Source organism: Nonomuraea turcica (genome assembly GCF_030718205.1).
In the GTDB taxonomy this organism is placed as follows: Bacteria; Actinomycetota; Actinomycetes; order Streptosporangiales; family Streptosporangiaceae; genus Nonomuraea.
In genome coordinates this window covers 181,636-207,520 of record NZ_JAUZQF010000002.1, presented here as the reverse complement: position 1 = coordinate 207,520, position 25,885 = coordinate 181,636, and the positions used below count along the sequence as shown (strand labels likewise).

At 72.6% G+C, this 25,885-nt stretch carries 20 protein-coding genes; 8 read left to right on the top strand and 12 right to left on the bottom strand.

Annotated elements, in window-relative coordinates:
• Window positions 1-33 precede the first annotated feature (33 nt).
• The 6 genes from Q9G87_RS06700 to Q9G87_RS06675 all read right to left on the bottom strand — a co-directional run bounded on the left by Q9G87_RS06700 (window position 34) and on the right by Q9G87_RS06675 (window position 7,866).
• The gene (locus Q9G87_RS06700) at window positions 34-1,650 is read right to left on the bottom strand and encodes an ABC-F family ATP-binding cassette domain-containing protein (RefSeq protein WP_305915318.1); all 1,617 of its coding nucleotides are present in this window, start codon (window positions 1,648-1,650) and stop codon (window positions 34-36) included.
• On the bottom strand, window positions 1,643-3,268 hold the full coding sequence (locus tag Q9G87_RS06695; protein WP_305915317.1) for an ABC-F family ATP-binding cassette domain-containing protein: 1,626 nt from the start codon (window positions 3,266-3,268) through the stop codon (window positions 1,643-1,645). Before Q9G87_RS06695 ends, Q9G87_RS06700 begins: the two co-directional genes overlap by 8 nt.
• Window positions 3,269-3,479: 211 nt before the next feature.
• On the bottom strand, window positions 3,480-4,031 hold the full coding sequence (locus tag Q9G87_RS06690; protein ID WP_305915316.1) for a CGNR zinc finger domain-containing protein: 552 nt from the start codon (window positions 4,029-4,031) through the stop codon (window positions 3,480-3,482).
• 20 nt (window positions 4,032-4,051) lie between these two features.
• Window positions 4,052-4,687, bottom strand: coding sequence for a cytochrome b/b6 domain-containing protein (locus Q9G87_RS06685; RefSeq protein ID WP_305915315.1), 636 nt, complete (start codon window positions 4,685-4,687; stop codon window positions 4,052-4,054).
• Window positions 4,653-5,366, bottom strand: coding sequence for a molybdopterin-dependent oxidoreductase (locus Q9G87_RS06680; RefSeq protein ID WP_305915314.1), 714 nt, complete (start codon window positions 5,364-5,366; stop codon window positions 4,653-4,655). Before Q9G87_RS06680 ends, Q9G87_RS06685 begins: the two co-directional genes overlap by 35 nt.
• 10 nt (window positions 5,367-5,376) lie before the next feature.
• A complete protein-coding gene (locus Q9G87_RS06675) occupies window positions 5,377-7,866 on the bottom strand; it encodes a BTAD domain-containing putative transcriptional regulator (RefSeq protein WP_305915313.1) in 2,490 nt (829 codons plus the stop codon).
• A gap of 206 nt (window positions 7,867-8,072) precedes the next feature.
• On the opposite strand from Q9G87_RS06675, the gene Q9G87_RS06670 reads away from it, so the two are divergent.
• The gene (locus tag Q9G87_RS06670) at window positions 8,073-8,843 is read left to right on the top strand and encodes an AfsR/SARP family transcriptional regulator (RefSeq protein WP_305915312.1); all 771 of its coding nucleotides are present in this window, start codon (window positions 8,073-8,075) and stop codon (window positions 8,841-8,843) included.
• On the opposite strand, the gene Q9G87_RS06665 is transcribed toward Q9G87_RS06670, so the two are convergent.
• Window positions 8,832-9,446 carry a TetR/AcrR family transcriptional regulator gene (locus tag Q9G87_RS06665; protein ID WP_305915311.1) on the bottom strand — a complete coding sequence of 205 codons (615 nt, stop codon included), beginning with the start codon at window positions 9,444-9,446 and terminating at the stop codon, window positions 8,832-8,834. The genes Q9G87_RS06670 and Q9G87_RS06665 overlap by 12 nt on opposite strands.
• A gap of 60 nt (window positions 9,447-9,506) precedes the next feature.
• On the opposite strand from Q9G87_RS06665, the gene Q9G87_RS06660 reads away from it, so the two are divergent.
• Window positions 9,507-10,598, top strand: a complete 1,092-nt coding sequence (locus Q9G87_RS06660) for an aldo/keto reductase (RefSeq protein ID WP_305915310.1) — start codon at window positions 9,507-9,509, stop codon at window positions 10,596-10,598.
• Here the strand turns inward: Q9G87_RS06660 and Q9G87_RS06655 are convergent.
• The 3 genes from Q9G87_RS06655 to Q9G87_RS06645 form a co-directional block, all read right to left on the bottom strand.
• Window positions 10,582-13,395: an ATP-binding protein gene (locus Q9G87_RS06655; RefSeq protein WP_305915309.1), complete on the bottom strand. Its 2,814-nt coding sequence runs from the start codon at window positions 13,393-13,395 to the stop codon at window positions 10,582-10,584. The genes Q9G87_RS06660 and Q9G87_RS06655 overlap by 17 nt on opposite strands.
• A 4-nt stretch (window positions 13,396-13,399) precedes the next feature.
• Window positions 13,400-14,308: a hypothetical protein gene (locus Q9G87_RS06650; protein WP_305915308.1), complete on the bottom strand. Its 909-nt coding sequence runs from the start codon at window positions 14,306-14,308 to the stop codon at window positions 13,400-13,402.
• A 165-nt stretch (window positions 14,309-14,473) separates the two neighbouring features.
• Window positions 14,474-15,025: a TetR/AcrR family transcriptional regulator gene (locus tag Q9G87_RS06645; RefSeq protein ID WP_305915307.1), complete on the bottom strand. Its 552-nt coding sequence runs from the start codon at window positions 15,023-15,025 to the stop codon at window positions 14,474-14,476.
• A gap of 114 nt (window positions 15,026-15,139) precedes the next feature.
• Here Q9G87_RS06645 and Q9G87_RS06640 point away from each other — a divergent pair, with 114 nt between their 5' ends.
• Entirely contained in the window at window positions 15,140-17,896 is a 2,757-nt protein-coding gene (locus Q9G87_RS06640; protein ID WP_305915306.1) for a helix-turn-helix transcriptional regulator, read from the top strand.
• Between the two features lie 7 nt (window positions 17,897-17,903).
• On the opposite strand, the gene Q9G87_RS06635 is transcribed toward Q9G87_RS06640, so the two are convergent.
• Window positions 17,904-18,665: an alpha/beta hydrolase gene (locus Q9G87_RS06635; protein ID WP_305915305.1), complete on the bottom strand. Its 762-nt coding sequence runs from the start codon at window positions 18,663-18,665 to the stop codon at window positions 17,904-17,906.
• 266 nt (window positions 18,666-18,931) lie between these two features.
• On the opposite strand from Q9G87_RS06635, the gene Q9G87_RS06630 reads away from it, so the two are divergent.
• Window positions 18,932-19,975 (top strand): alpha/beta fold hydrolase, encoded by a 1,044-nt coding sequence (locus Q9G87_RS06630; protein WP_305915304.1) that lies wholly within the window; start codon window positions 18,932-18,934, stop codon window positions 19,973-19,975.
• A gap of 75 nt (window positions 19,976-20,050) precedes the next feature.
• On the opposite strand, the gene Q9G87_RS06625 is transcribed toward Q9G87_RS06630, so the two are convergent.
• Window positions 20,051-21,706: a DUF6351 family protein gene (locus Q9G87_RS06625; protein WP_305915303.1), complete on the bottom strand. Its 1,656-nt coding sequence runs from the start codon at window positions 21,704-21,706 to the stop codon at window positions 20,051-20,053.
• A 296-nt stretch (window positions 21,707-22,002) separates the two neighbouring features.
• Here Q9G87_RS06625 and Q9G87_RS06620 point away from each other — a divergent pair, with 296 nt between their 5' ends.
• The 4 genes from Q9G87_RS06620 to Q9G87_RS06605 are packed head-to-tail and all read left to right on the top strand — an operon-like array spanning window position 22,003 to window position 25,696.
• Entirely contained in the window at window positions 22,003-22,818 is an 816-nt protein-coding gene (locus tag Q9G87_RS06620) for an alpha/beta fold hydrolase (protein ID WP_305915302.1), read from the top strand.
• A 29-nt stretch (window positions 22,819-22,847) separates the two neighbouring features.
• On the top strand, window positions 22,848-23,294 hold the full coding sequence (locus tag Q9G87_RS06615) for a VOC family protein (RefSeq protein ID WP_305915301.1): 447 nt from the start codon (window positions 22,848-22,850) through the stop codon (window positions 23,292-23,294).
• Between the two features lie 41 nt (window positions 23,295-23,335).
• A complete protein-coding gene (locus Q9G87_RS06610) occupies window positions 23,336-24,808 on the top strand; it encodes a dihydrolipoyl dehydrogenase family protein (protein WP_305915300.1) in 1,473 nt (490 codons plus the stop codon).
• A 45-nt stretch (window positions 24,809-24,853) separates the two neighbouring features.
• Window positions 24,854-25,696, top strand: coding sequence for an oxidoreductase (locus Q9G87_RS06605; protein WP_305915299.1), 843 nt, complete (start codon window positions 24,854-24,856; stop codon window positions 25,694-25,696).
• Window positions 25,697-25,885: the final 189 nt, after the last annotated feature.

Genomic DNA, 25,885 nt, shown 5'->3' with positions numbered 1-25,885 from the left:
TTCAACTGGTGACGATCATTCCAGTCTCATGCGTCACTTGTCAAACTGGTGACGCATGGGAAGGCGGCGGCCCTGCCAGCGGGAGCGCAGCCACCGGTCGTGGCTGGCGACCACGATCGCGCCGGGTCCGCCGGCGGCCATGGCCTCTTCCAGCTCGTCGCAGAGGCGGGGGGAAAGGTGGTTGGTTGGCTCGTCGAGCAGGAGCAGGCCGGGCGGGTCGGCCATCAGCAGCGCCAGGGCGAGGCGGCGGCGCTGGCCCACCGACAGCTCCCCCACGCGCAGGTCCGTGTCGCGGGCGCCGAGCAGGCCGAGCGAGCGCAACGGCACGGCCTCGGCGCGCTCAGGACCGAGTGCCAGCTCGTACGTCTCCCGCGCCGTCCGGTCGGACCGCTCGAAGACGGTGTCCTGGGCCAGCAACGCGACGGTCAGCCCCGGCCTCCGCCGCACCTCGCCCTCCGCCGCCAGCCGCCCCGCCAGCACGGCCAGGAGGGTGGACTTGCCGGCTCCGTTGGGGCCGGTGACCAGCAGCCGCTCGCCGGGCGGCACGTCGAGCCGGTCGATCGAGAGCCGTCCGGGCACGCGCACGTCCTGCAGTGACAGCAGCACCTCGTCGTCAGGATCGAGGGTGGCCAGAGGGCGGGGGGTGAAGCGGAGCGGGGGCGGCGGGGCGGGGACCTGCTCGCGTTCGAGCTGGGCGAGCCGCCTGGCGGCGTTGCGTACCCGCCGCGCGATCTGCTGCTGCACCCGGCCGCCCGCGTGCCCGTACCCCATCTTCTCGTTGTCGCGTTTCACCCCGCCGTACGCCACCCGCCGGGCCGTCACCGCCACGGCCGCGTGCAGTTCGCCGAGTTCCTCCTGCTCCTCCGCGTGCCGCCGCTCCCAGCGCTCCCGCTCCGCGCGCTTCTCGGCCAGGTAGGCGGCGTACCCGCCGCCGTACCGGACGGGCCCGTCCACCGCCGGGTCGAGATCGATCAGATCGGTGCAGACCGCGTCGAGGAAGGCCCGGTCGTGGCTGGCCACGACCACGACGCCGGTCATGCCGCGCAACTGCTGCTCCACGAACGTCGCGGCGTCGTCGTCCAGGTGGTTGGTGGGCTCGTCGAGCAGCAGCGCCGCGGGCCGCCTGATGAGCAGCGCCGCCAGGGCCAGCCGGCCGCGCTGCCCGCCCGACAGGGACGCGAGCGTGCGGGAGTGCGGCACGCCGCCGAGGCCCAGCCGGTCGAGGACGATGCCGGCGCGCCGGTCGGCGTCCCAGGACTCGCGTTCCTGGGCCTGCTCCAGCCGCGCCCCGTACTCGCCGAGCAGGGCGGCGTCGTCCGCGGCGGCGGCCAGCGCGCCGGTGAGCCGGTCCAGCTCGGCCAGGTCCGCGCGGGCCTCGCGCAGGGCGTCGTCGAGCACGCCCGCGACGGTGGCCGTGCCGTCGAAGGGCAGCTCCTGGTGCAGGAAGCCGAGGTCGGCGGGGCGGGCGACGGTGCCCACGTCGGGCCGGTCCACCCCGGCCAGCAGCCGCAGGAGCGTGCTCTTGCCTGCGCCGTTCTCGCCGATCAGGCCGATCCTGTCGCCGGGCGCGGCGGTGAGCGAGACGCCGTCGAGGACGCGCCGCGCGCCCAGCGTCCATACGAGATCGCGGGCGAGCAGCGCGTCACTCACCTGCCGGGCCCCCGGTCTCCAGGAGGCGGCCGTCCGACAGCTCCAGCCACCGCTGCACGCCGATCTCGGCGAGGAAGCGCTCGTCGTGACTGACCGCCACGAACGCCCCCTGGTACGCCCCGAGCGCGCTCTCCAGCTGCGCCACGCTGACCAGGTCGAGATTGTTGGTCGGCTCGTCGAGCAGCAGGAGCTGCGGCGCGGGCTCGGCGCAGAGCACGCACGCCAGCGTGGCCCGCAGCCGCTCGCCGCCGGACAGCACCGACACCGGCAGGTGCGCCCGCGCGCCACGGAACAGGAAGCGGGCCAGCAGGTTCATGCGGTCGGACTCGGCCCTGCCGGGGGCGAACGTGGCCAGGTTCCCGGCCACGGTGCGGTCGAGGTCGAGCAGGTCGAGCCGCTGCGACAGGTAGGCGACTCGCCCGTCGGCCCGCCTGATGGTGCCGCCGTCGGGCTCCAGGTCGCCGCTGACCATGCGCAGCAGGGTGGACTTGCCCGCGCCGTTGGGGCCGGTCAGCGCGATGCGCTCGGGGCCGCGTACGGTCAGGTCGAGGCCCGGCTCGGGGAACAGGCCGCGGGCCCGCAGCCCCTCGCCGAGGAAGACCGTGCGCCCGGCGGGCACGTTCGTGCCCGGCAACTCCAGCGCGATGCGCTGGTCGTCGCGCAGCGCCCGCCCGGCCTCGTCGAGCCTGGCCTGGGCGTCGCTGACGCGGGAGGCGTGCATCTGGCCCGCCCGGCCTGCCGACTCCTGGGCGCCGCGTTTCATGTTGCCGGCGAAGATGCGCGGCAGTCCGGCGTTCTTGAGGTTGCGGGCGGCGTTGCCCGCCCGGCGCTCGGCTCGCTCGCGGGCCTGCTGCATCTCGCGCTTCTCGCGCTTGAGCTCCTGCTCGGCGCTGCGCACGGTGCGTTCGGCGGCCTCCTGCTCGGTGCGCACGGCCTCCTCGTACGCGGTGAAGCCGCCCCCGTAGAAGCGCACCTCGCCCCGGTCCAGCTCGGCGATGCGGTCCATGAGGTCGAGCAGGGCCCGGTCGTGGCTGACCACGAGCAGGCAGCCGTTCCAGTCGCCGAGCACGTCGTAGAGCCTGCGGCGGGCGCCGAGGTCGAGGTTGTTGGTCGGCTCGTCGAGCAGCAGCACGTCGGGCCGCCTGAGGAGCTGCGCGGCCAGGCCGAGCGAGACGACCTGGCCGCCGCTGAGCGTGCCGAGCCCCCGGTCGAAGGCCAGGCCGCCGAGGCCGAGGCGGTCGAGCTGGGCGCGGGTGCGCTCCTCGATGTCCCAGTCGTTGCCGATGGTGGTGAAGTGCTCCTCGCCGGCGTCGCCGGACTCGATGGCGTCGAGCGCGGCGATCACCGGGGCGATGCCGAGCACCTCGGCCACGGTCAGGTCGCCGGTCAGGGGCAGGCTCTGCGGCAGGTAGCCGAGCACGCCCTCGACCGTGACGCTGCCGCCGCGGGGGCGATACCCGCCGGCGATGAGCTTGAGCAGCGTGCTCTTGCCGGCGCCGTTGGGGGCGACAAGCCCGGTACGGCCGCTCCCCACGCTGAAGGACAGGTCGTCGAAGACCGGGGTGTCGTCGGGCCAGGAGAAGGACAGACGGGAACAGACGATGCACGAATCGGACATGCGAGAAAACCTCGAAAGGAGAAACGCGGGCGCGCCGAAGCCGCCCGAAAAAGGGATAGGGGGACGACGAACCAGGCCACATCGGCGGCGGTCACACACGCCTGTCGGGGCCTATCGACCTCCGGTATCACCCGGAGATGTCGTCGTCACCTGCCACTGGATTCTCCTGCCTACCGAACACGAGCACCTATCACCGTACCAGCCGCCGGGGTCAACTCGCGCCGGCCGCTTCCTTCTTGCGTGCCCGGTAGGCAGCAGCCTTGATCTTGTTGCCGCACGACTCCATGCCGCACCACTCCCTGCGCCCGCCCCGCGACCGGTCGATGAAGATCTTCGTGCACTCGGGGTTGGCGCACTCCTTCATCAGCGGCACGTCGGGCCCGCTGAGCAGCTCGACGGCATGCCGGGCCACCGTGGACAGTGCCTGCTCCGGGGTCGCCGCCACCCAGCGCCCCTCGGGCGTGAGCTGGGGGGCTACGGGCGGCTTGCGGGCCGTCTCGTTGAGCAGCGCGAGCGCGCCGTCGTCGTAGCCGTCGCCGGCCAGACGGGCGGTGACCAGCGCGTAGATGGCCTCGCGCACCGCCACGGCCCGGGTCAGGTCCGCGTCCCCGCAGGGGGACAGGGTGTCGGCGATGCCGGACTCCACGTACCAGGCGTCGAGCCGGTCCGGGGCGTAGAGGGTCTCGAAGCGGTCGGTACGCCGCGCGCGGAGCGTGCAGGCGAGGTCGAGGGCGGGGTTGCCGCACAGAAAGACATGCTTCACATCACCAGTCTGACAGGTGACTACAAATCGGCGCTCTCCTCCTCCCACCGGGGATGGTTCTTCCTGGCCCACGCGCGGGTCACCGAGCCCGTGCGCATCCCGCGCCGCGCCTCGGGATCCTGGTACGCCAGCCGCACGTGCCCGATCACCACGACGGCGACGGCCAGGGCCGTCACGTCGTGCACGAAGATCGCGCTCGTCCGGGAGATCCCCGGCAGGAACCCCGCGAACCACATCAGCAACCCGGTGAACAGCATCACCGGCACGGCCCCGGCGATCCAGCCGGCGTAGATCTTCTGCCCGGCGTTGAACTTCCCGGCCGGGCGCGGCCCCGGCAGCCCCTTGCGTACCGCGCGCAGCCACTCCCTGTCGTACGGCGCCAGCCGGTTGAGCCTGCGCAGATCCGCGCGGAAGGCCCGCGAGGCGAGCCCGATCAGGACGGGCACGGGCAGCAGCAGCCCCGACCACTGGTGCACGACGGTCAGCAGATGGCGGCGGCCGACGAGCTGGGCCAGCGGCCCGAAGTACAGGCAGGCCGCCGTCCCCACGCACAGCAGCATGAGCATGGCGGTGACGCGGTGGACCCAGCGCTCGGCCACGGCGAAGCGCGCCAGCGTGCGCTCAGGCCTCCTTGTCGAGCCAGCCGTCGATGTCATAGCCGTACTCCTCCCAGTAACCGGGAATGACCTTGTCGGTGACGGAGATGCCGGACAGCCACTTGGCGGACTTGTAGAAGTACATCGGCGCGACGTAGAGCCGTACGGGGCCGCCGCGCTCGTGGGTAACCGGCGCGTCCAGCATGTCCAGCGCCACCAGCACGTCGGCGCGGCGGGCCTGGTCGAGGGTGAGGCTCTCGGTGTAGACGCCGTCGAAGCAGGTGAAGCGGATGGCCTTGCCCTCAGGGCGTACCCCCGCCAGGTCGAGCAGGTGCGAGAGCAGCACCCCCTTCCACGGCACGTTCTCCACCCGCCAGCCGTCGGTGCAGCGCGCCTCGCCGACGACCCGCGTCTGCGGCAGCGCGCGCAGCTCGTCCAGCGTGTACGTCACCGGCCGCTCGACCAGCCCGCCGATCTCCAGCCGGTAGTCGGCCGCGGTCTTCTCCTGCACCGAGCCCGCCACGCTGAAGTAGCGGAACCCGCCCGGGTTGGGCAGCAGCCCGGTGAGCCCCGTGGGGTCGTTCTGGGAGGCGACGTTGAGGAAGCGCTCCCAGCCGCCCTGCACGAGCGGCGCGGCGGCGAGGGCGGCGGCGCCCACGCCCAGCATCGAGAACATCGTGCGGCGCGCGATGGGCGGGCCGCTCTCCGCCGGAGTTCCAGGATTGCGGTTCTTGCTCAAGGTTCCCCCCTCAGTCGTCCACCTCGGACGCGTCCTGGCGGCGGAACAGGCTCAGGTGCCTTTCCGCCCACAGCTCCTCGTCCAGGTGGTGATCCCGCCAGGTCTCCGGCGGGTCGGCCAGCCAGTCGTGGCCGAAGATCGCGTACGGATGGTCCCCGCGCACGCACTCCAGCTCGTCCTGGCCCAGGTACTTCATCAACGGCCGCCACACCTGCCCGTTCGTGACGACCAGGTACGACGCCGCCAGCCCCGGCTCGTGCAGCCAGCCGCGCATCATCCGCGCCTGGAACACGTCCGTCACGGGGGACGGCTTGGCCTCGAAGGCCGGGCAGACCAGGTGCCGCGCGATCGCGATGTGCGACCCCAGAGGCATCGCCGTGCGCCGGCCCATGTCGAGCCAGATCTCCGCCACGACGGGGTCGGCCTCCAGCTCCTCCCGCTCCGGCGCCCGCAGGGTCAGCCAGCTCAGGTACGCGCGCAGGCGGTCGCTCCCCCGGCACCGCAGCAGGGAGAAGGCTTCGGGGCGGCGGCCCAGCCAGAACCGGACCGAGGCGGCCGTCAGCTCGCCGTGGGTGTCGCGCGCCATGGTGAGGAGCTCGTCGTGGTCGGCGGGGGTCGCCGCGCACCACCGCACGTCCTCCTCGCCGACCTGGGAGACGTACCGGTGCGCGACGCCGCCGCGCCTGCGCAGATGGCTGATCGTCCGCATGACGGTCAGGTACGCGTGCGGGTCGCGGGCATCGCGCAGGAGCCGGCCCATGACGTGGTGGCGGATCCGCCGGTGCATGCGCTCGTAGCCGGCGGGGTCCCGCCAGCGCAGGTCGTCGTCGAGGGCCTCGCGCAGCACGCCGTTGATCTCCAGGCCGGGCGAGGCGGTCTCGATGTACGGGTGCGCCCGCAGCCAGGCGAACAGCTCGGCCGCCGTCCGGCCCGCGTCCGGCAGCACCGCCCCGAGAAGGTCCTCGGTGGTGTGGCGGGCGTGCGCGCACACGTGCAGCGCCCACCAGTGCGCCTGCGTCGGCACGTCGCCGGCCAGGCGGGCGAGCACGTTGTCCACCACGTACCGCACGGCGGCGCGGCGCGGCGGCTCCCCGGTGGCCGACATGCTCCTGCCGACCTCGGCGGCGAGCGACAGGGCGAAGGGGTGGCCGGCCGCGAAGTCCGCGATGGACCTGCGGAGGGCGGGGTCCGTGCCGCGGGCCGCCATCAGCTCGGCGGACTCCGTGGCGGTGAGGGCTTCGAGGCGCCGGACCACGATCCTGCCCGCCCAGGCCGGGTCGGTGAGCCAGACGGCGCTGGGCCCGGTGCGGCCCGCCACCACGACGATCGGGTCGCCGGGCAGGGGCTCGCGCAGCCACGCCTCGTCGGCCTCGTCGAATGAGTCGACGAGCAGCACGGCACCGGAGAGGTCCTCCACGAACTCGCGCGCCTGCGCGGTCTCCGGGCCGTGCGGGTGGTCACGGGTTTGCGCCGCCGGCGCCGAGCCGTGCAGGTGCCGCACGCGACGTCCTGCGGCGGCGGCGTCCTCGGCGAGCTTGTGCAGCAGGGCCGACTTGCCGATGCCGGCCGGCCCGCGGAGGAACAGCAGGGCCGGGCCTTCCCCCTTCGCCAGCAGGTCGCGGAAGGCGGCGCGCTCCGCGCCCCTCCCGGCGAACCGGTCCGCTCCCCGCTTCGGCTGTACGGCGGCCGGCTCGGCCCGCGGGGCGGGGGCGTACCCGTCGTCGTGGCCCGCGTCGGCCCGCAGGATCTGGTCGTGGATCTCCCGCAGCCGCGGCCCGGGGCTCACGCCCAGCTCCTTGCCCAGCAGGTCGTACACCATCCGGTAGACCTCGAGGGCGTCCGCCCGCCTGCCGCTGCGGTACAGGGCGAGCAGGTAGATCTCGTACAGCGGCTCTTCCAGCCGGTTCTGCTCGATGAGCAGCGGCACCTCGGCCACCACCACGGCGTGCTCCCCCAGCTCCAGGCGCAGCCGCAGCAGCTCCTGGGTGGCGGTCAGCCGCAGCCGTTCCAGCCGGAACCGTTCGCGCTCGGCGGCCTCGCCGGGGACACCGGCCAGCGCCGTGCCCGTCCAGAGGCCTAGCGCCTCCTCCAAGCACTTGGCCGCCGCCGCGAGGTGCCCGCTCGCGCGTTCCCTCCTGGCGGTCTCCACCAGCTCGGCGAACTCGGCGGCGTCCAGCGCGAACAGCGACGGGTCCAGCATGTAGCCCCCGGATTGGGAGCTGATCGCCTGGCCGGGCCCGTCCTCGGACAGCAGCCGCCGGATGCGGGAGATGTAGGTCCTGATGACGGCCTCGCCGGAGGCCGGCGCCTGCTCGCCCCACAGGCCGTCGATCAGCTCGCTGATCCGTACGAAGCTGCCGCTGTTGGCCAGCAGCACCATCAGCACGGCCTGCTGCTGCGGCGCACCGAGATCCAGCCGCTCGTCACCGCGGTAGAGGGCGGGCGGGCCGAGAACGGTGAACCTGCGCGGAGCCGGGAGCACGTTCGGCCGTCCAATCACGATCGGGTTGCGTGGCTGCGCGAGACCCCGTCACGCAGGGCTCGCGGTTGTACGTCCCCGAAGGTATGCGCGCCCGGATCGCCGTCGCGAGCGTCACATGACGGCATGTGTGTACGTCATTCGCCCGCCACGTCCTGAAGCCCGACGTGGCGTCAGTAAGGTCGGTCAACGACGGTTCGCGCTACGCGAGAGGTGGGGGAACCTCGATGGCCGGGGTGAGTTTCGGGTTACTGGGACCGATCAAGGTCTGGAGCGGCGGGGACGAGCTGGGGGTCGGCTCCCCGCAGCAACGCAGGCTGCTGGCCCTGCTGCTCCTGAGCGACGGGCGGCAGGTCTCGCTCGACGAGATCGTGGGCGCGTTGTGGGGCTGTGAGGCGCCGCGCAGCGCCGTGGTGAGCGTGCGTACGTACGTCTCGCGCCTGCGCCGTACGCTGGCCGACGGCGGTGCCGCCGGGCTGGGCACGGAGGCGGAGATCAGGTCGGCGGGCCGGGGCTACCACCTGGCCGTGGACCCCGGCACGGTGGACGTGACGGTGTTCCGCCAGACCACCGCCGCCGCCAGGGAGGCCCGCGAGCGGGGGGAGCTCGGGGAGGCTTCGCGGCTGCTGCGCGGCGCGCTGGCGCTGTGGCGCGGGCCGGCGCTCGGCGGTCTCGGCGGGGCCTTCTTCGAGGGCCGCCGCGCCTGGCTCGAACAGCTTCGCGCCTCGGCCATGGAGGAGCGCTGGGCGATCGACATCGAGCGGGGCGACTGCGGCGAGGCGATCGCGGGGCTGACGCGCGCGACGTCGGCGGAGCCCTACCGGGAGCGGTTGTGGGAGCTGCTGATGTGGGCCCTCGACCGGGACGGCCGGCGCGTGGAGGCCCTGTCGGCCTACCGCCGGGCCGCCCGGCTGCTGGACGACGACCTGGGACTGGAGCCGGGGCCCGGCCTGCGCAGGATGCACGCCCGGATCAGGACGGCGGCCTCACTGGTCTGATCGGTCGCGCGTGCCGCTGTCGCGGAGGTGGGCGATGCCCAGGTCCAGGGCGGCCTCCAGGTGGGTGGTCTCACCGGTGGACATCTGGATCAGCACGCCGCCCTGGATGCCGGCCAGCAGCCCGGCCGCCGCCCGGTCGGGGTCCAGGCCGGGATCGATCTCGCCGATGGACTGCATGTGCCGTACGCCGGCGGCGATCTCGTGCTGCCAGCGCCGCATCAGCTCGGTGACCACGGCCTGGGCGCCGGGCGTGCTGGCGCCCAGGTGCGAGGTGACGGAATTGAGCGCGCACAGGTGGCCCTGCTGCCGGTAGCGCTCGACGACCCTGTCGCGCCACGCCTGCCAGGCGGGCCAGGAGGTGAGGCTGTCGAGCTGGGGCCGCTGGTCCTCCAGCACGCGGCCGGCCTCCAGGCGGGCCACGGCCAGCAGCAGCTCCTCCCGCCCGCCGGGGAAGTAGTGGAACAGCTGGCTCTTGCTCGTCGAGGTCCTGGCCAGGATGTCGTCCAGGGTCGTGGCGGGCACGCCGAACTCGCGGATGTGCGTGGCCGCGCCTTCGAGAATGCGCTGCCTGGTGGCGGCTCCCTTGCGGGTCAGCGAGCGCATGACACCCCCTCCCATTTTTCTGGACTTGCCAGTCCATTTTAAACCTTGCACCCTGAGAGCATGTCTCTGGATCAGTATTACTTGCTCGGCCGTTCCGGCCTGCGCGTCAGCCGGTTGGCCCTCGGCACGATGAACTTCGGCACCGGCGGCTTCCACGCCGCGTACGGGAAGAGCGAGCAGGAGGCTCGCCCCATCTTCCGCCGCTACCTCGAAGCGGGCGGGAACTTCATCGACACCGCCGACTTCTACACCGCCGGTGAGAGCGAGACGATTCTCGGCAACCTCATCGCGGAGGCCAAGGTGCGCGACCGGGTGGTGCTCACCACCAAGTTCACCAACAGCGTCGATCCCGGGGATCCGAACGCGGGCGGCAACGGGCGCAAGCACATGATCAGGGCGGTCGAGGCGTCGCTGCGCCGCCTGCGTACCGACCACCTCGACCTGCTCCTGCTGCACACCTGGGACCGGATCACTCCCATCGAGGAGGTCCTGCGCACCTTCGACGACCTCACCAGGGCGGGCAAGATCCGGTACGCGGGCCTGTCGGATGTGCCGAGCTGGTACGCGGCGCGGGCCCAGACCCTGGCCGAGACGCACTCCCTCGTACCGATGGTCAGCCTGCAACTGCCCTACTCCCTCGTGGACCGGACGATCGAGCGCGAGCACGTCCCCATGGGGCAGGCCCTGGGGCTCGGGATCACCGCGTGGAGCCCGCTCGGGAGCGGCTTCCTCACCGGGAAGTACCGCGACACCGATCGCGGCCCGGCCGCTGAGGGCCGGCTCAGCGGAGGCTCGTGGACGGAGCGGGAATGGGGGGTGCTGGCGGTGCTCGAAGACGTCGCGGGCAAGGTCGGCAGGACGATGGCCCAGGTGGCGCTCAATTGGGTCGCCACCCAGCCGGGGGTCGCCTCGGCGATCGTCGGCGCGAGCGGCACGGACCAGCTCGACGCCAACCTCGCGGCCCTCGACTTCGAGCTGCCGGCCGAGTTGCGCGCCCACCTGGACGAGGCGAGTTCCGTGCCGCCGGAGTCGGTCTACCGGATGTTCACGCCGGACTACCAGAGCTGGCTGGTCAGTACGGGCGTCAAGGTCGGGGACAAGCCGGCCGGGTACGCCCCGGCCGTACGGAACTGGGTCACCGCGCGGGCTTGAGCACCCGCGCCAGATCGGAGCGGGAGCTGACGCCCAGCTTGGGGAAGATCCGGTGCAGGTGGGTGCCGACGGTGCGGTGGGACAGGTACAGCCGCTGCCCGATCTCCCGGTTCGTCAGCCCCTCGGCGGCCAGCCGCGCGATGTTCAGCTCGTGCGGGGTGAGCTGGTCGCGCGCGTCGGGGTCTCGGTTCGGGCTCGACTCGCCCGCGCCGCGCAGCTCCGCGCGGGCGCGCTCGCCCCATGCGGTCAGGCCGAGCGCGTCGAAACTCTCCCTGGCCGTACGCAGGTGCGCCCGGCACTCTACGGCCCGGCGCTGCCGCCGCAGCCATTCGCCGAACGCCAGGTGCAGGCGTCCGCGTTCGGCGGGCCAGCCGGTCAGGTCCGCCCGCAGCGCGGCCGTGAACAGCTCCTCCGCCTGCGCGTTCGGGGCGAGCACGGCGCGCGCGTAACGCAGCCCGATGTGCAGCGCGGGCGAAGGCGTCGAGGCGGCCTCGGGCTCCAGGTCGTACAGGATGTCCCGCATCGTGTCGGCCCGCCCGGCCCGTGCGGCGGCCTCGGTCAGCTCCGCGAGGCAGTAGGCGCGCAGGGCGAGCTGGTAGGCGGGGTCGGCGGGGTCGAGGATGCGGCTCAGCGCGGCGAACGCGTCGTCGAAGCGGCCCTCGCTCAGGGCGGCGAGGCCGCGCGCGAGCTGGACGGTGGCCAGGACGGGCCGGGCGCCGGCGGGGAGCGCGACCCGTTCCGCCTCGTCGGCGAGCGTGCCCGCCCGGCCGTGGTCGCCCTTCAGCGCGGCGATCTCGGCCTGGACGGCGATCGCGAGCCCGTACATGAAGGGCTGGCCCGTCTCCCGGGCGAGCTTGGCGGCCTCCGCCGCGGCCGGCAGGGCGGTGGCCAGGTCGCCGAGCCTGGTCAGGCTCCACGCCTGCACGGCCAGCGCCCGCGGCAGCAGCCCGAGCCGCCCCTGGGCACGCAGGCCCGGCGCCGCGGTCTCGGAGAAGCGGGCGGCCAGGTCGAACGCCCCTACCTGGAGTGCCGCGCTGCCCAAGTAGCGGTAGGTCTCCGGCTCCTCGCCCGCCACGCCGGCCAGCTCGCGGAGCCGGTCGAGCACGGTGGCGCCCCGCTCGAACGGCGCGACGTACGCGGCAACCGCGACCATGCGCGGGTCCCCTGCGGGGAGGGGCAGCCGGTCGGCCACGTCCATCAGCTCGCGGCGGGCGTCCTGGCCGGGCTCGGACCAGAAGCAGCGCATGGCCGCGCCCCACAGGATGCGGGCGGCCGGCTCGGGGTGCCCGTCGGCGGTCGCCGACGCGGCCAGCCCGGTCAGCTCGGGCACGCGGGAGACGTGCTCGCGCACCCCGTCCTCGAACCCGCTGAGCAGCCAGGCGGCGGTGGCGCGCCTGCGCGGCGACAGGTCGAGCGCCCGCGCGTCGCCCACCATGCGCTCCGCCGTGTCGCGGCGGCCTGACTCGACCGCCAGCTCGGCCGCTCTCAGCAGCCTGAGCGCCTTGCGGTCCGGCTCCTCGCTCAGCCGGGCCGCCTGGTCGAGCGCCGCGATCGCGGCGGCCACCCCGCCCCTGTGCCCGGCCCGGTCGGCGGCGCGGTCCAGCTCGGCCGCCACCTCCTCGTCCGGCCCCGGCGCCGCGGCGGCCCGGTGCCAAACCTGCCGGTCCGGCCGGTCGCGCAGCGTCTCGGCGAGCGCCAGGTGGGCCCGGCGGCGTTCGGCGGGCGTCGCGGCCACCGGGATGGCCGCGCGCATCAGGGGATGCCGGAACCGCACGCTGCCGGCTTCCTGCTCGATCAGCCGGGCCTCGACGGCCGGCGCGAGGATCTCCGGCTCAGCCGCCGTCCCGAGAATAAGCCCGGTGGCGGCAAGCGCCTCAGCGGCCGAATCGCCCTGGGCCAGCGCCGCGACCAGCAGCGCGGTACGGGCCGGCGCGGGAAGCGCGGCGACCCGCGCGGTGAAGGCTCGCTCGAGCCGCTCAGTGAGCGACAGCGTAAGGCCTCCGGGCCCGAGGGGATCGGGCAGCGGCAGGCCGGGCCCGAGGCGATCCGGCAACGCCGGACCAGGTCCGGGATGCTCGCTCAGCGGCTGCGCCGAGCCGGGCCTCGCGTGCTCTCCCAGGGCGGCCGGTAGCTCGGTCAGGGCCAGGGGGTTTCCGGCGGCCTGGGCCAGCAGCCATGCCCGGACCTCCGGGGCGAGGCCGGGGGCGGTCGTGTCCAGCAGTTCGGCGGCGACCTGGTCGGGGAGCCGGTCGAGGGGCATCGGGGACAGACCGGCGTCCTCCAAGGGCGAGCGCTCGCCCTCCCGGAGGGTCGCGATCACGACGATGGGCTCGGACTCGATGCGGCGGGCCACGAAGGCGAGGACGTCGGCGCTGGCGCGGTCGAGCCAGTGCGCGTCCTCGGCGACAACCAGCAGCGACCGCCGGACGGACTCCTCCGCCAGCAGCGTCAGCGTGGCCAGCCCGACGAGGTGGGCGCTGGGTCCGGCCGCCGCGTCAGCCAGGCCCAGCGCACCGCTGAGGGCGTCGCGCTGGGCGGCGGGGAGGGCGGCCATGCCCGCTCTGACCGGGTACAGCAGTTGGTGCAGCCCCGCGTAGGCGAGGTTGTGCTCGGACTCGGTGCCGGTCACCGTCAGCACGCGCAGGCCCGCGGCGGAAGCGGCAGAGACGGCCTCCGCCACCAGCGCGGACTTCCCGATGCCGGGCTCTCCCCGGAGGAGGGCGCCGCTGCGGCTCTCCTGCTCGTCGATGAGCTCGGCCAGGGCCTTCAGCTCGGCTTCCCGTCCGAAAAGCGGCATGCGCCTACTCTACGAGACCTCCGCAGGTGAAGCCCTTCTCCCGCTCCGGGTCGAGCTCGATCGTGCCGAGGTTGGTGGTCTCCATCGGCCGGCGGAGTGTCTCCAGCTTGTCGCAGTCGTACAGGACGTAGGTGCCGTCGCTCTCGCCCAGCAGCATCATCCAGCGCCCGTCGTAGAGCGGTTTGTCGTCCTCGGCGTTCTTGATCACCGCCCACTGGTCCTGGAAGCCGACCGCGTTCAGCAACTCGTTGGCCTGCCCACTGCTCTGGACGTCGAGCGCGCCCTCCACGAGCCCCAGGATGAGCAGGAAGCCCAGCCCGACCCCGGTCAGTCCGCCGACGATCACCTTCGTCCCCGCGCGCCCGACGGGCTTGCGGCGCAGCAGCCGGAACGGGATCAGGAAGGCCAGCACGCCGAGGCCGACCGCGATGACGACCATGACGAACAGGTCCAGGTCTCCGAAGAGGAGGAACACGCCCCAGTACGTCGCCCCGCACCACAGTGCCGCCAGCGTCGCGGCGATCCAGGGCCGCTCCCTGGCCGCCCCTACGAGCTTGCCCGCCGCCCCGCCGGTGATCTTGTCGATCAGCCAGCCCACGCCGACGAGGACGCCGATCAGCGGGATCGCGACCAGCAGGAGCAGGACCACGGTGCTGGTCATGCGGCCGAGCAGGACCGCCTGGTCGACGCCGACCTGCTGCGGGTTGACGCCGAAGACGGCGTACATCTGCTCGATGCCTATATAAAGGACCGCGTAGAGCGCCACCGCGATCGGCACGGCGACCGATCCGATGCGTTCCAGCAGTTCCATGACGCCGCCGCCCTCCCTCTGTTCAGGGAGGGCGGGTTCGTCGGGAAGCGCCGACGCCTGCGGTGGATCCTGCAGTGGATTCTGCGGTTGTTCAAGGGTCATGGGGTGACTCGACATGGCGTACGACCATAAGGGCCGCCTGCATACGGGGCGTTGACGGCATATATACGCCGCGAGCCGGCCTGCCATGGCATGTATACGTGCCGTCCGCAGGCGGTGCTTAGGGTCGCGTTATGACCTCTCCCGCCACGACCCCCTGTCCCGGGGTCAGCGTGCCTGCGGGGTGCCGACGCCGCGCAGGAGCGTGTCGACCACGACGTCGGCGGCCTGCGCGGCGCTCAGCTCGGTCAGGTTCTCGGCGGCGTGTTCCATCAGCGGCGGCAGCACCGTGGCCACCCAGCCGGGCGGCAGGTCGGAGCGCAGCAGGCCCTCGTCGGTGGCGCGCCGCAGGAAGGCGTCCACCTCGTCGATCAGGGCGCGGCGGCGCTCGCGGATCGTCTCCTCGCGAAGCATGCGGCTCGTCTCGACGGGCCACTTGCGGTTGACGGCGACGATGCCCTCGACGTAGCGGTGCAGCGCGACGGCGACCGGGGCCTCGCGCAGCCGGGCGGCCTCCACGGCCGCCTCGACCGCATCGTAGCGGGCGCCGTAGACGGCGGCCAGGAGGTCCTCGCGGGAGGAGAAGCGGCGGTAGACCGTGCGGCGGTCCACTCCGGCCTCGGCCGCGATGGCGGCGATGGTCGCCGCGGGGTCGTCGGCGAGCATGCGGGCGCCGGTGCTCAGGACCCGTTCCAGGTTGCGGGTGGCGTCTGCTCTCACCTACCTAAAGATACTCGCCACGTAGCACTTGAATAACCTTCTTTCCTCGCTGATGAGAATGTTATCGTTCTAATCGCTACGTCGGTGAGGCAGTTACGATGAAGTGAGGGAAGCGTGGAGTCGCTCGTCTCAACGATGGTGGGCCGGGATGGCGTCCAGGAGGAGCTGTCCGCGTTCATGGCGGCTGCCGGAGGGCAGGCGCTCATCCTCAGGGGTGAGACAGGAGTCGGCAAGAGCGCCCTGCTCGACCACGTGGTCGGCCTCGCGGGCGAGCACCGGGTGATCCGCGCCGCCGGGGTCGAGGCCGAGGCGGAGCTGCCCTTCGCGGGGCTACACCAGTTGCTGTACTCGCTGCTGCCGCACGCGACCGGGCTCGACGAGGGCCGCCGCGCCCTCTTCGACGTCGTCTTCGGGCTGCGCAAGGGCGCGGCGCCGTCGGTCATGTCCCTCGGCATCGCCGTGCTAGACCTGCTGTCACTCGTGGCGTCGGAGAAGGCGCTGCTGCTGTTGCTCGACGACGGCCAGTGGATGGACGCCTCCAGCGCCGAGGTGTGCGGGTTCGTGGCGCGCCGGCTCAGCGGCAGCTCCGTGAAGATGCTCATCGCCGTACGCTCCGACGTCGGCTCGCGGTTCGACACCGCCGCGCTTCCCGAGCTGCCCGTGGCGGCCCTGGCGGAGGAGGAGGCCGGGCGGCTACTAGACCTGCGCCATCCGCGACTGGACGCGCAGACCCGGCGCGTCGTCCTGGAGCACGCCATGGGCAACCCGCTGGCGCTGCTGGAGCTGCCCGCCCACCTGAACGGCGGCCACACCGGCGAGGATCCCTTCGGATCAGGCAACGTCCCGCTGTCGCGCCGCCTCCAGCACGTCTACGGCCGGCGCATCGAACGCCTGGCCGCCCCCGTACGCGAGGAGCTGCTGCGCGGCGCCCTCGACGGCGTCGGGGCGGGACCCGGCGGCCGGCATGCTGATCGTGCGCCCGGCGCCCGCTACCGCATGCGCGAGGCCGACGAAGCGGTCGCGGCCGGGCTCCTGGACTCCGACCCCGCCACCGGCCACCTCGTCTTCCGGCACCCGCTGGTCCGCACCGCCGTCGTCCAGCTCGCCACCCCCAACCAGCGCCGCGCGGCGCACGCGGAGCTGGCGCGGGTGCACCGCGACGACGTCGAGCGGCGCGCCCGCCACCTCGCGGCCTCGATCGTGGACCCCGACGAGGAGGTGGCGGCGGAGCTGGAGGCCGCGGCCGAGTCGGCGACCCGGCGCGGGGGCGCGGTCGCGGCGGTGGCCTGGCTGACCCGCGCGGCGGAGCTGAGCGAGACCGCCGCCGAGCGCTCCAGGCGGGTCGGCGACGCCGCCTTCATCGCCGGGCACGCGGCGCTGCTCGACCAGGCGCAGCAGCTCATCCGCTCGGACCTGCCGCCGGGCGCGGCCGAGTCCCCCGCCGCGGTCGTCACCTCGGCCTACGTGGCCCTGTACGAGGACGGCGACGTACGCACCGCGCACCGCCACGTCACGGCGGCGATCGGCACCCTGCCGGAGGACGGCACGCCCGAACCCGCGGAACGCCTGGTCAACCTGCTGCTGGCGATCAGCCAGTACGCTGGCGACCCCGCGCTGTGGGAGCGCACCGAGCAGCTCATGGACTCCCTGGGAGAGCGGGTCGGCACCCGCTCGGCGATCTACCGCGACGCGTGGAGCGACGTCGTCCGGCACGGCGCGGGCGTGCACGAGCGCGTCGAGGCCGCCTTCGCCGGCGTCGCGGAGCTGGAGCCGTGGGACCTCTCGCGCCTGGGCGTGGCCGCCTACCACGTGGACACGTTGCGCCGCTACCGCCCCTACCTGCGGCGCGCCGTCGATCACGAGGTGGAGACCGGCGCCGTGGGCACCGGCATGACCATGCTGCACCTGATCATGCTCGACCAGCTCGCCGCCGGCGAGTGGGACGACGCCGAGCGGACGGGACGGCGGGTGCTGGAGCTGACCATCTCCCACGGGTACACCCTGTTCACCCACCACACCCACGCCTACCTGGGTCTCCTGGCCGCCATGCGCGGCGAGGTCGAGCGGGCCAGGGAGCTGCAGGCCGTCCTGGACGCCTGGGCCCGGCCGCGCGGCGTCGGGTTCCTGTCCCAGATCGCCGACGCCATCGGCACGACGGCGGCGCTGAGCGAGGGCGACTACGAGGCCGCCTACCTGTACGCCATCGGCATCACGCCGCCGGGGTCGTTCGCGCCCTGCGCCCACCAGGCTCCGCGCACGCTGCTCGACCTGGTCGAGGCCGCCGTGCACACCGGCCGCCTGGAGGAGGCCCGCCGGCACGCCAGGGCCGCCTCCGACGCGGGCCTGCCCGCGGTGTCTCCCCGGCTGGCGCTGGTCACGTACGGCGCGCTGGCCATGACGGCCGCCGACGAGAAGGAGGCCGAGGACATGTACGCCCGGGCAGAGGCCCAGCCCGCCGCGGCCGGGTTCCCGTTCGAGCTGGCCCGCATCCGCCTGGCCCACGGCGTCCGGCTCAGGCACACCCAGGGGCCGAAGGCCGCCCGGCCCGTCCTGCTCCGCGCCGCCGAGTCGTTCGACCGGCTCGGCGCCGCCGGCTGGGCCGAGCGGGCCCAGGCCGAGCTGCGCGCGTCGGGGGCGCCCGTCAGGATCTCGCTGTCGTACCTGTCCACGCTGACCTGGCAGGAGCGTCGGATCGCGGAGCTGGCTGCGAGCGGGCTGACGAACAAGGAGATCGGCGAGCGCATGCACCTGTCCCCTCGCACCATCTCATCCCACCTCTACCGCGTCTTCCCGAAGCTGGGCATCACCTCGCGGGCGGCGCTGCGCGACGCCCTGGACAAGCTCGGCTCCTCGGAGAAGGAGAACGCCTGAGCCGTGCTCACCGGGCGCCGACCCCACGTTCGGCGAGCCAGACCAGCACGTGGTCGGCGACGGCCCGCCAGCCGCTGTCGATGACCAGCGAATGGCCCCGGTCGGGGAACTGCTTGAGGGCGCTGGCGGCCGTCGAGTCGCTGTAGAGCTTGTACACGGCCCGGGTGACGTGGTCGGGCACCAGCCGGTCCTCCTGCCCGGAGATCAGCAGCAGCGGGCCGCGGCCGGTGTTGCCGTGGTCCACGACCGCGCGCGGGTGCCGTACGGCGCCGCCGTGCCCCAGCTCGGCCAGCAGCCGCCTCGGCCCCGGCACGGCGTGGCGCTCGAACAGCCCGTCCGACTCCCGCTCGGTGACCGCGTTGGCGAACAGCCGGCGGAAGCTCCCGGCCTCCATCGACGCGGGCCACGGCTCCCCGGTGCCCGGCGTGCCCGCGTGGTTCACCGGGGCGGGGGCGATGGCCACCGCGGCGCGGCCCACGTTCGTGCCGAGCAGGTGCTGGGCGATGAGGCCGCCCACCGAGTGGCCGACGATCACGGGCGGGGTGTCGTAGGAGCGCGCGATGCGCGCGTAGTGCTCGGTGAGCGCGTCGAGCCCCAGGTCGTGGAACGCCTCGGAAGGCCGGCGGGCCTCGCGTGCCGTGGCGGGCTCGCCGGGCCAGCCCGGGGCGCGGGCGGCGAAACCGAAGCTGGCGAAGCGCTCGTTCCATGAATCCCACGACGACGCGTGCAGCCACGCGCCATGGATGAAGACGACAGGGGTGGGGTTCACGGATCCTCCGGAAAGGCTCAGGACCAGGTCGGATGGGGGTCACGCAAGGATCGTCCAGATGCGTCAGGAGCGGGAACAGTCGAATGACTTAATGTTCCCGTCCGGCTCCCGCCGCCGCCCGGATGCGGTGCGCCGGGACGGTGAGCGCCGGGAGAGTTCCCGCACGGCGACTGCCTGCCGTGTCTCACCGTCATGTGACTGATGTGCCGGAATTCTTCGCCCGAAACAGTAAGGGATGTCGCATTCTCCGACATGAAGGACTTCCCATGATGAACAGGCGCACCTTCGGCAAGACCCTCGGGTTGGCCACCGGCGCGGCGGTCGCCTCGCTGGCGTTCCCGGCCGCCGCCTCCACGAGGCGGACCGCCCCGGCGGTGCCGGCCGTCACGCCCGGCACGCACACCTCGTTCGGCCCGCTGAAGCAGGTCAAGGCCGGGGTGCTGGACATCGGTTACGCCGAGCTGGGCCCGGCTCGCGGGCCCGTGGTCATCTGCCTGCACGGCTGGCCGTACGACATCCACAGCTTCGTCGACGTCGCCCCGCTGCTGGCGGCGCAGGGCTACCGGGTCATCGTGCCCTACCTGCGCGGTCACGGCACGACGCGGTTCCTGTCCGCCAGGACGTTCCGCAACGCCCAGCAGTCGGCCATCGCGCTCGACATCATCGCCCTGATGGACGCCCTGAAGATCGGCAAGGCCGTGCTCGCCGGCTTCGACTGGGGGTCGAGGACCGCCGACATCATCGCCGCCCTGTGGCCGCAGCGGTGCAAGGCGCTGGTGTCGGTGAGCGGCTACCTCATCACCAACCTGGCCGCCAACCTGGAGCCGCTGCCGCCGAAGGCCGAGTACGCCTGGTGGTACCAGTACTACTTCGCCACCGAGCGCGGCAAGAAGGCCATGGAGAACCCGGACAAGCGCCACGACCTCAACCGGCTCGTCTGGGACACCGTCTCCCCGACGTGGGACTTCGACGACGCCACCTTCGAGCGCACGGCCACCGCCTTCGACAACCCCGACTACGCCGCCATCGTGCTGCACAACTATCGGTGGCGGCTGAGCCTGGCCGAAGGTGAGCGCCGTTACGACGCCCTGGAGAAGCGGCTCGACGCGCGGCCGGTCATCAAGGTGCCGACCATCACGCTGGACGCCGAGCGGGACCCGTTCACGGTGGCGCCGGGCGACGGCTCGTCGTACCGGAGCATGTTCACCGGCGCCTACGAGCACCGTCTCCTGGAGGGCATCGGCCACAACCTGCCGCAGGAGGCGCCCACGGCCTTCGCCCAGGCCGTCGTGGACGTGGACCGCTTCTGACCGCGTCCTGTCTGACGAACAGCCTGCCGGATGCGATCCGGCAGGCTGTCGGCGTTTCACAGTGTCATCGCCGTGTCAGTGGCGGGCGGGGACGCAGGTGTAGCTGGCCGCGTCCGCCGGGTCGCCGTGGCCCTTGTAGCGGGAGACGGCCGGGTACAGGCACAGGTCCCGGGTGACCGTCTTGCCGGTGGCGTCCTTGATGGAGGCGCTCAGCGTGCGCGGGGCCTTGCCCTGCTCGACCCAGGCCGTCAGGGCGGCGAGGGCGTCCGTGGGCGCGGGGCCGGTGCTCGTAGTGCCGACGCAGTGCGCGACGCCCGGAGCCAGGAACAGCCGGTAGAAGTCGTCCACGCGGCGCGCGCCGCCGTTGGCGGCCTCGACGCGCTCGCGGTAGTCCACGGTGCCGAGGGTGGGGATGAGCTGGTCGGACTGGCCGTGCCAGGTGAGCAGCTTGCCGCCGGACTTGCGGAAGGCCGACAGGTCGTGGTCATCGGTGCCGATGATCTTGTCGTACTCGGCCTGGGACTGCTTGAACAGCTTGGTGAACTCGGCGTAGGTGATCGTCGAGAGGTCGAAGGCCGGCTGGCGCTTCAGCCACGTCGCGACCCAGAAGGCCGGCACGGGGAACGGCGCGCCCACGCGCTTGCCGTCATCGCCGACCTTGGTGCCCGCCAGGTCGAAACCGGCGCCGATAGGGAGGCCGTACCAGAGCTTCTTGCCGGACGTGGTGCGGGGGCCGTCCCAGATCTTGCGGACGACGGCGGCGTCCTCGGCGGTGATGGCCTCCTGCGCGCCCTCGCACTCGACGGTCTTGCCGATGAGCTTGCGCGGGTCGAAGCGGCACGTGGCGGGGTCGCCGATCACGCCGTCGGAGGCGCCGTCCAGCGGGTCGCACGCCTTGACGGCGGCCTCGTTGAAGGCGTTGAACTCGCACGGGGACAGGAACGTGTCCTCCTCGTTCATCACCACCTGCGGCCACAGCGTGGCGACCACGTACTCGTCCCAGTTGATGGCGGGGGCGTTGGCGAGGATGCCGTCGTAGTCGCCGGGGTGGCGCTGGGCCTCCATGTAGCCCTGGCGCCCGCCGGTCGAGCAACCGGTCCAGTACGAGTAGGAGGCCGGCTTGCCGTACACCTTCGCGATGACCTGCTTGGCGACGACCGTCATCTCGTGCTGGGAGCGGTCGGCGAAGTTCTTCAGCAGCTCCGTGTTGACCTTGCCGTCGCTGTTCAGCGCCCAGGCGACGTCCAGGTACGGGCCGACGCCGGCGTCGGTGGTCGCGGCGGCGTAGCCGTTCTTGATCGCGCAGGCCCGGTCCACCCCGTAGTCGCCGGCGGCGAAGGCGCTGCCGCCCACCGCCTGGAACCGGCCGTTCCACCCCTTCTCGGGCAGCCAGACCCTGACCTTGGCGTGGTCGTCGACGCCCGGGTGGGTGAGGGTGACCGTGACGTCGCAGTAGGCCGGCACGTCCTGGACCACGGTCGGCTCGGTGAACGGCGGCACCGGAGGCACGGTCAGGGTGCCCGCCGCCTGCTTCACCGCCGTCACCGACTCCACCGTGGTGCCGGCCGGGGCCTTCACGGAGACGGAGGAGCACGTGAAGGGGGTGGCGGCGGGCACGGCGGCGGCCGTTCTGGCGGCGAGCGTGGTGCCGGCCGCGGCCCACGCCGCGGCCGGCAGGCACGCCATCGCCAGCGGCGCCGCGGTCGCGACGATGATCAAAAGGCGTTTCATGAAGTTCCTCTCGCTGTTTGCGGTCCGTCTCACTGTCGTGCGGCAGGCGTGACCGGCACATCAGTCAGTTGACGGTGAGCGCCGGAGGGCAGGCCGGCGCGTACGTGGCCGCGACCGGGGCGGCTCGCGGTCCCGGACTGAACCGTCGAATGGCTTAGGGCTGCCGGGGCGCGGACACCTTTGCCGGCCGGCATCCGAGGGTGGCTGCTCGTGACTCACCGTCAAGTGACGGATGTGACCGCGTCACTCCCCCGGCGACAGTGATGGCGTCAGATCACTCACGAAAGGGAATTGCCGTGGTCAGCATCAAGCGGCGACTCACGCTGGGCGCCCTGTCGGCCCTGGCGATCGGTCTCCTCACCACCGCCACCGCCGCGCCGGCCTTCGCCGTCGACAAGCACGTCAAGCCGACGATCGTGCTGGAGCACGGCGCCTTCGCCGACGCCTCGAGCTGGAACGGAGTGATCGAGGAGCTGCGGAAGGACGGCTACCCCGTCGTCGCCGCCGCCAACCCGCTGCGCGGCCCGGCCGGTGACGCCGCCGCGCTCCGCAGCGTGCTCGACCACGTCTCCGGGCCCAAGGTCCTCGTCGGGCACTCCTACGGCGGCTCGGTCATCAGCGTCGCCGGCGCGAACGACCCCCAGGTCAAGGCCCTCGTGTACGTCGCCGCCTTCCTGCCCGCCCCCGGCGAGACCGCCCTGGAGCTGACGAACAAGTACCCCGGCTCCACCCTCCCCGCCGCCCTCGACCCCACCCCCTTCACCCTCCCCGACGGCACCACCGGAACCGACCTGTACATCAAGCCCAGCAAGTTCCACCACCAGTTCGCCGCCGATGTACCGGCCGGCACCGCGGCCCTCATGGCCGCCACCCAGCGGCCCATCGCCCAGTCCGCCTTGGCGGAGAAGACCGAGGCCGCCGCCTGGGAGGGCACGCCCACCTGGGCCATCATCACGACCCAGGACCTCAACATCCCCGCCGCGGTCCAGCGCTACATGGCCAAGCGCGCCCACGCGCACTCCGTCGAAGTACGCGCCTCCCACTCCGTCGCCGTCTCCCAGCCCAAGACCGTGGCCGGCGTCATCGAGAAGGCCGCACACGCCACCCGATAGCCCCACGACGCGAAAGAAAGATCACGACCATGGACATGAAGCTCGAGGTCGTCGTCCTGCCCGTATCCGACGCCGACCGCGCCAAGGACTTCTACACCCGACTGCTGGGCTTCCGCCTCGACGCGGACTTCCCCATCAACGACGGTTACCGGATCATTCAGGTCACTCCCCCCGGTTCGGCCTGCTCGATCATCTTCGGCGACGGCCTCACCGACGCCGAACCCGGTACGGTCCAGGGACTGCACCTGATCGTGTCCGACATCGAGCAGGCCCACAAGGAGCTGGCGGGCCGCGGCGTCGACGTCAGCGGCCCGTTCCACGACGCCACCGGCGCCTTCCACCAGGCCGGCGAGACCGGCCGCGTCATGGGCCTCCACCCGCAGCGTGCCAGCTACGGCTCCTTTGCCTCGTTCGACGACCCCGACGGCAACCGCTGGTTCCTGCAGGAGATCACCCAACGGCTGCCCGGCCGCTGACCAACGGCGTCCCCGAGACACGGCCACACCATGGAGGACCAGTGACCACCGAAGACACCCGTACCTATGACGTGGTCGTGATCGGGGCCGGCCCGGTCGGCGAGAACGTCGCCGACCGGACCACCGCCGCAGGCCTGAGCAGCGTCATCGTGGAAAGCGAACTCGTCGGCGGCGAATGCTCCTACTGGGCGTGCGAACCGAGCAAAGCCCTGCTACGGCCCGCACTCCTGCGTGCCGACGCAGGCCGAGTGCCCGGCCTGGACCCGGCCGCCGCCGGACCGCTGGACACCGCCGCCGTACTGGCGCATCGCGACCGCATGGCCGCCCACTGGAACGACGACGGCCAGGTCGAATGGCTCAAAACAGCCGGCATCGACCTCCAACGCGGCCACGGCCGCCTCGACGGGCCGCGACGCGTGGCCGTGACCACCCCCGACGGCGGCACCGTCCACCTGCGGGCCAGGCACGCCGTGGCCGTGTGCACCGGCAGCACAGCCGCCCTCCCCGACCTGCCCGGGCTCGCTGCCCTGCGCCCCTGGACCAGCCGCGAAGCCACCAGCGCCCCACAGCCGCCCGGACGACTCGTCATCGTCGGCGCGGGCGTCGTGGCCACCGAGATGGCCACCGCCTGGCAGGCCCTTGGCACCGAGGTCATCCTTCTCGCCCGCGGCACCCGCCTGCTGCCGCACATGGAACCCTTCGCTGGCGAACTCCTCGCCGACCGCCTGCGCGAAGCGGGCACCGACCTGCGGTTCGGCGTGACCGTCGCCACCGCTGGCCGTACGGGCGGCAAGGTCCGCATCACCCTCTCCGACGGCGGCCGGCTCACCGCGGACGAGATCCTCTTCGCCACCGGCCGCGCACCCCGCACCGGCGACATCGGCCTCGAGACCGTCGGCCTGCCCCCCGGGGACTGGCTCACCACCGACGACACCCTCACTGTCACCGCCGCCTCCGGCGACTGGCTCTACGCCGCGGGCGACGTCAACCGGCGGGCCCTGCTCACCCACCAGGGCAAGTACCAGGCCCGCATCGCCGGCGCCGTCATCGCCGCCCGAGCCCATGGCAACCCGCTCGACACCAGACGCTGGAGCCCTCACACCGGCACCGCCGACACCGCGGCCGTACCTCAGGTCGTCTTCACCGACCCCGAGATCGCCAGTGTCGGCCTCACCACTATCGAAGCCCGGCGCACCGGCCGCCGCGTCGACGTCGTCGACTACGATCTCGGCCACGTAGCCGGCGCCATCCATCACAACCCGGACTACCGCGGCAGGGCCCGCGCCCTCATCAACCCCGATCGCCGCACCGTTGTCGGCGCCACCTTCGCCGGACCAGGCGTCGCCGAGCTCCTCCACTCCGCCACCGTCGCGATCACTGGCGAAACCCCCATCGAACGCCTCTGGCACGCCGTACCGCCCTTCCCCACCATCAGCGAGGTGTGGCTGCGGCTGCTCGAGACGTACCGGGACCAGCACATGAAGAGACCCCTGTCACAGCGATGCGAATCTTAAGCCTACAAGTACTACATTGGTGCGACAGTTAGAAGGGAAACTTCCATGGCCAAGACATGGCTCATCACCGGAGCATCACGCGGCTTCGGACGCCACCTCACTGAAGCCGTCCTCGAAGCAGGCGACCAGGTCATCGCCACCGCACGCAGCCCCGAGCAACTCGACGACCTGGTGACCCGCCACGGCGACCGGATACGAGCGGTCGCACTCGACGTCACCGACGCCGCCGCAGCCTCCCGGGCGGTCAAGGAGGCCACCGACACCTTCGGCAGCCTCGACGTGGTCGTCAACAACGCCGGCTACGGCAACAGCGCGCCGATCGAAGAGATGGCCGAAGACGACTTCCGCGCCCAGATCGAAACCAACCTCTTCGGCGTCGTGAACGTCACACGGGCCGCCCTGCCCGTCCTGCGCACCCAGCGATCAGGAGTCTTCGTACAATTCTCCTCCATCGGAGGACGCGTCGGCGGCACCCCCGGGATGGGCGCCTACCAGACCGCGAAGTTCGCCGTCGAAGGCTTCTCCGAAGTCCTCGCCAACGAAGTCGCACCCTTCGGCATCAAGGTCATCATCGTCGAGCCGGGCGCGTTCCGCACCGACTGGCAAGGCTCCTCCATGGAGATCCACCCCGTCGGGCCCGACTACGAGCAGACCGTGGGCGCCATCCACCGCTACCGGCGCGACACCGACGGAACCCAGCCCGGCGACCCGGCCCGCGCCGCCAAGATCATCATCGACGTCGTCTGCGACGACGACCCACCACGACGCCTACTCCTTGGCAGCGACGCCGTCGCCTCCGCCCAGAAGGCCGCCGAGATTCGCGCCGCAGAAACCGAGAAATGGGCCGACGTGAGCCGCTCGGCCGACTACCCCACCGACGAACGCTAGCCACCCCGATGAACCCCAGAATGGTCGCGGACTGCCAGTGGCGCAGGATCTGCATGGCTATGCACAGGTGGACGACGAGGGCGACGAGCAGGGACGCGCAAGTCTTGCGGGTTGCGTGGACGTGGACCTTACATACTCCCGCCTTGTCGCAGGCGTTGGCGAAGCTGCGCCGGAAGTTCGACGGCTCGA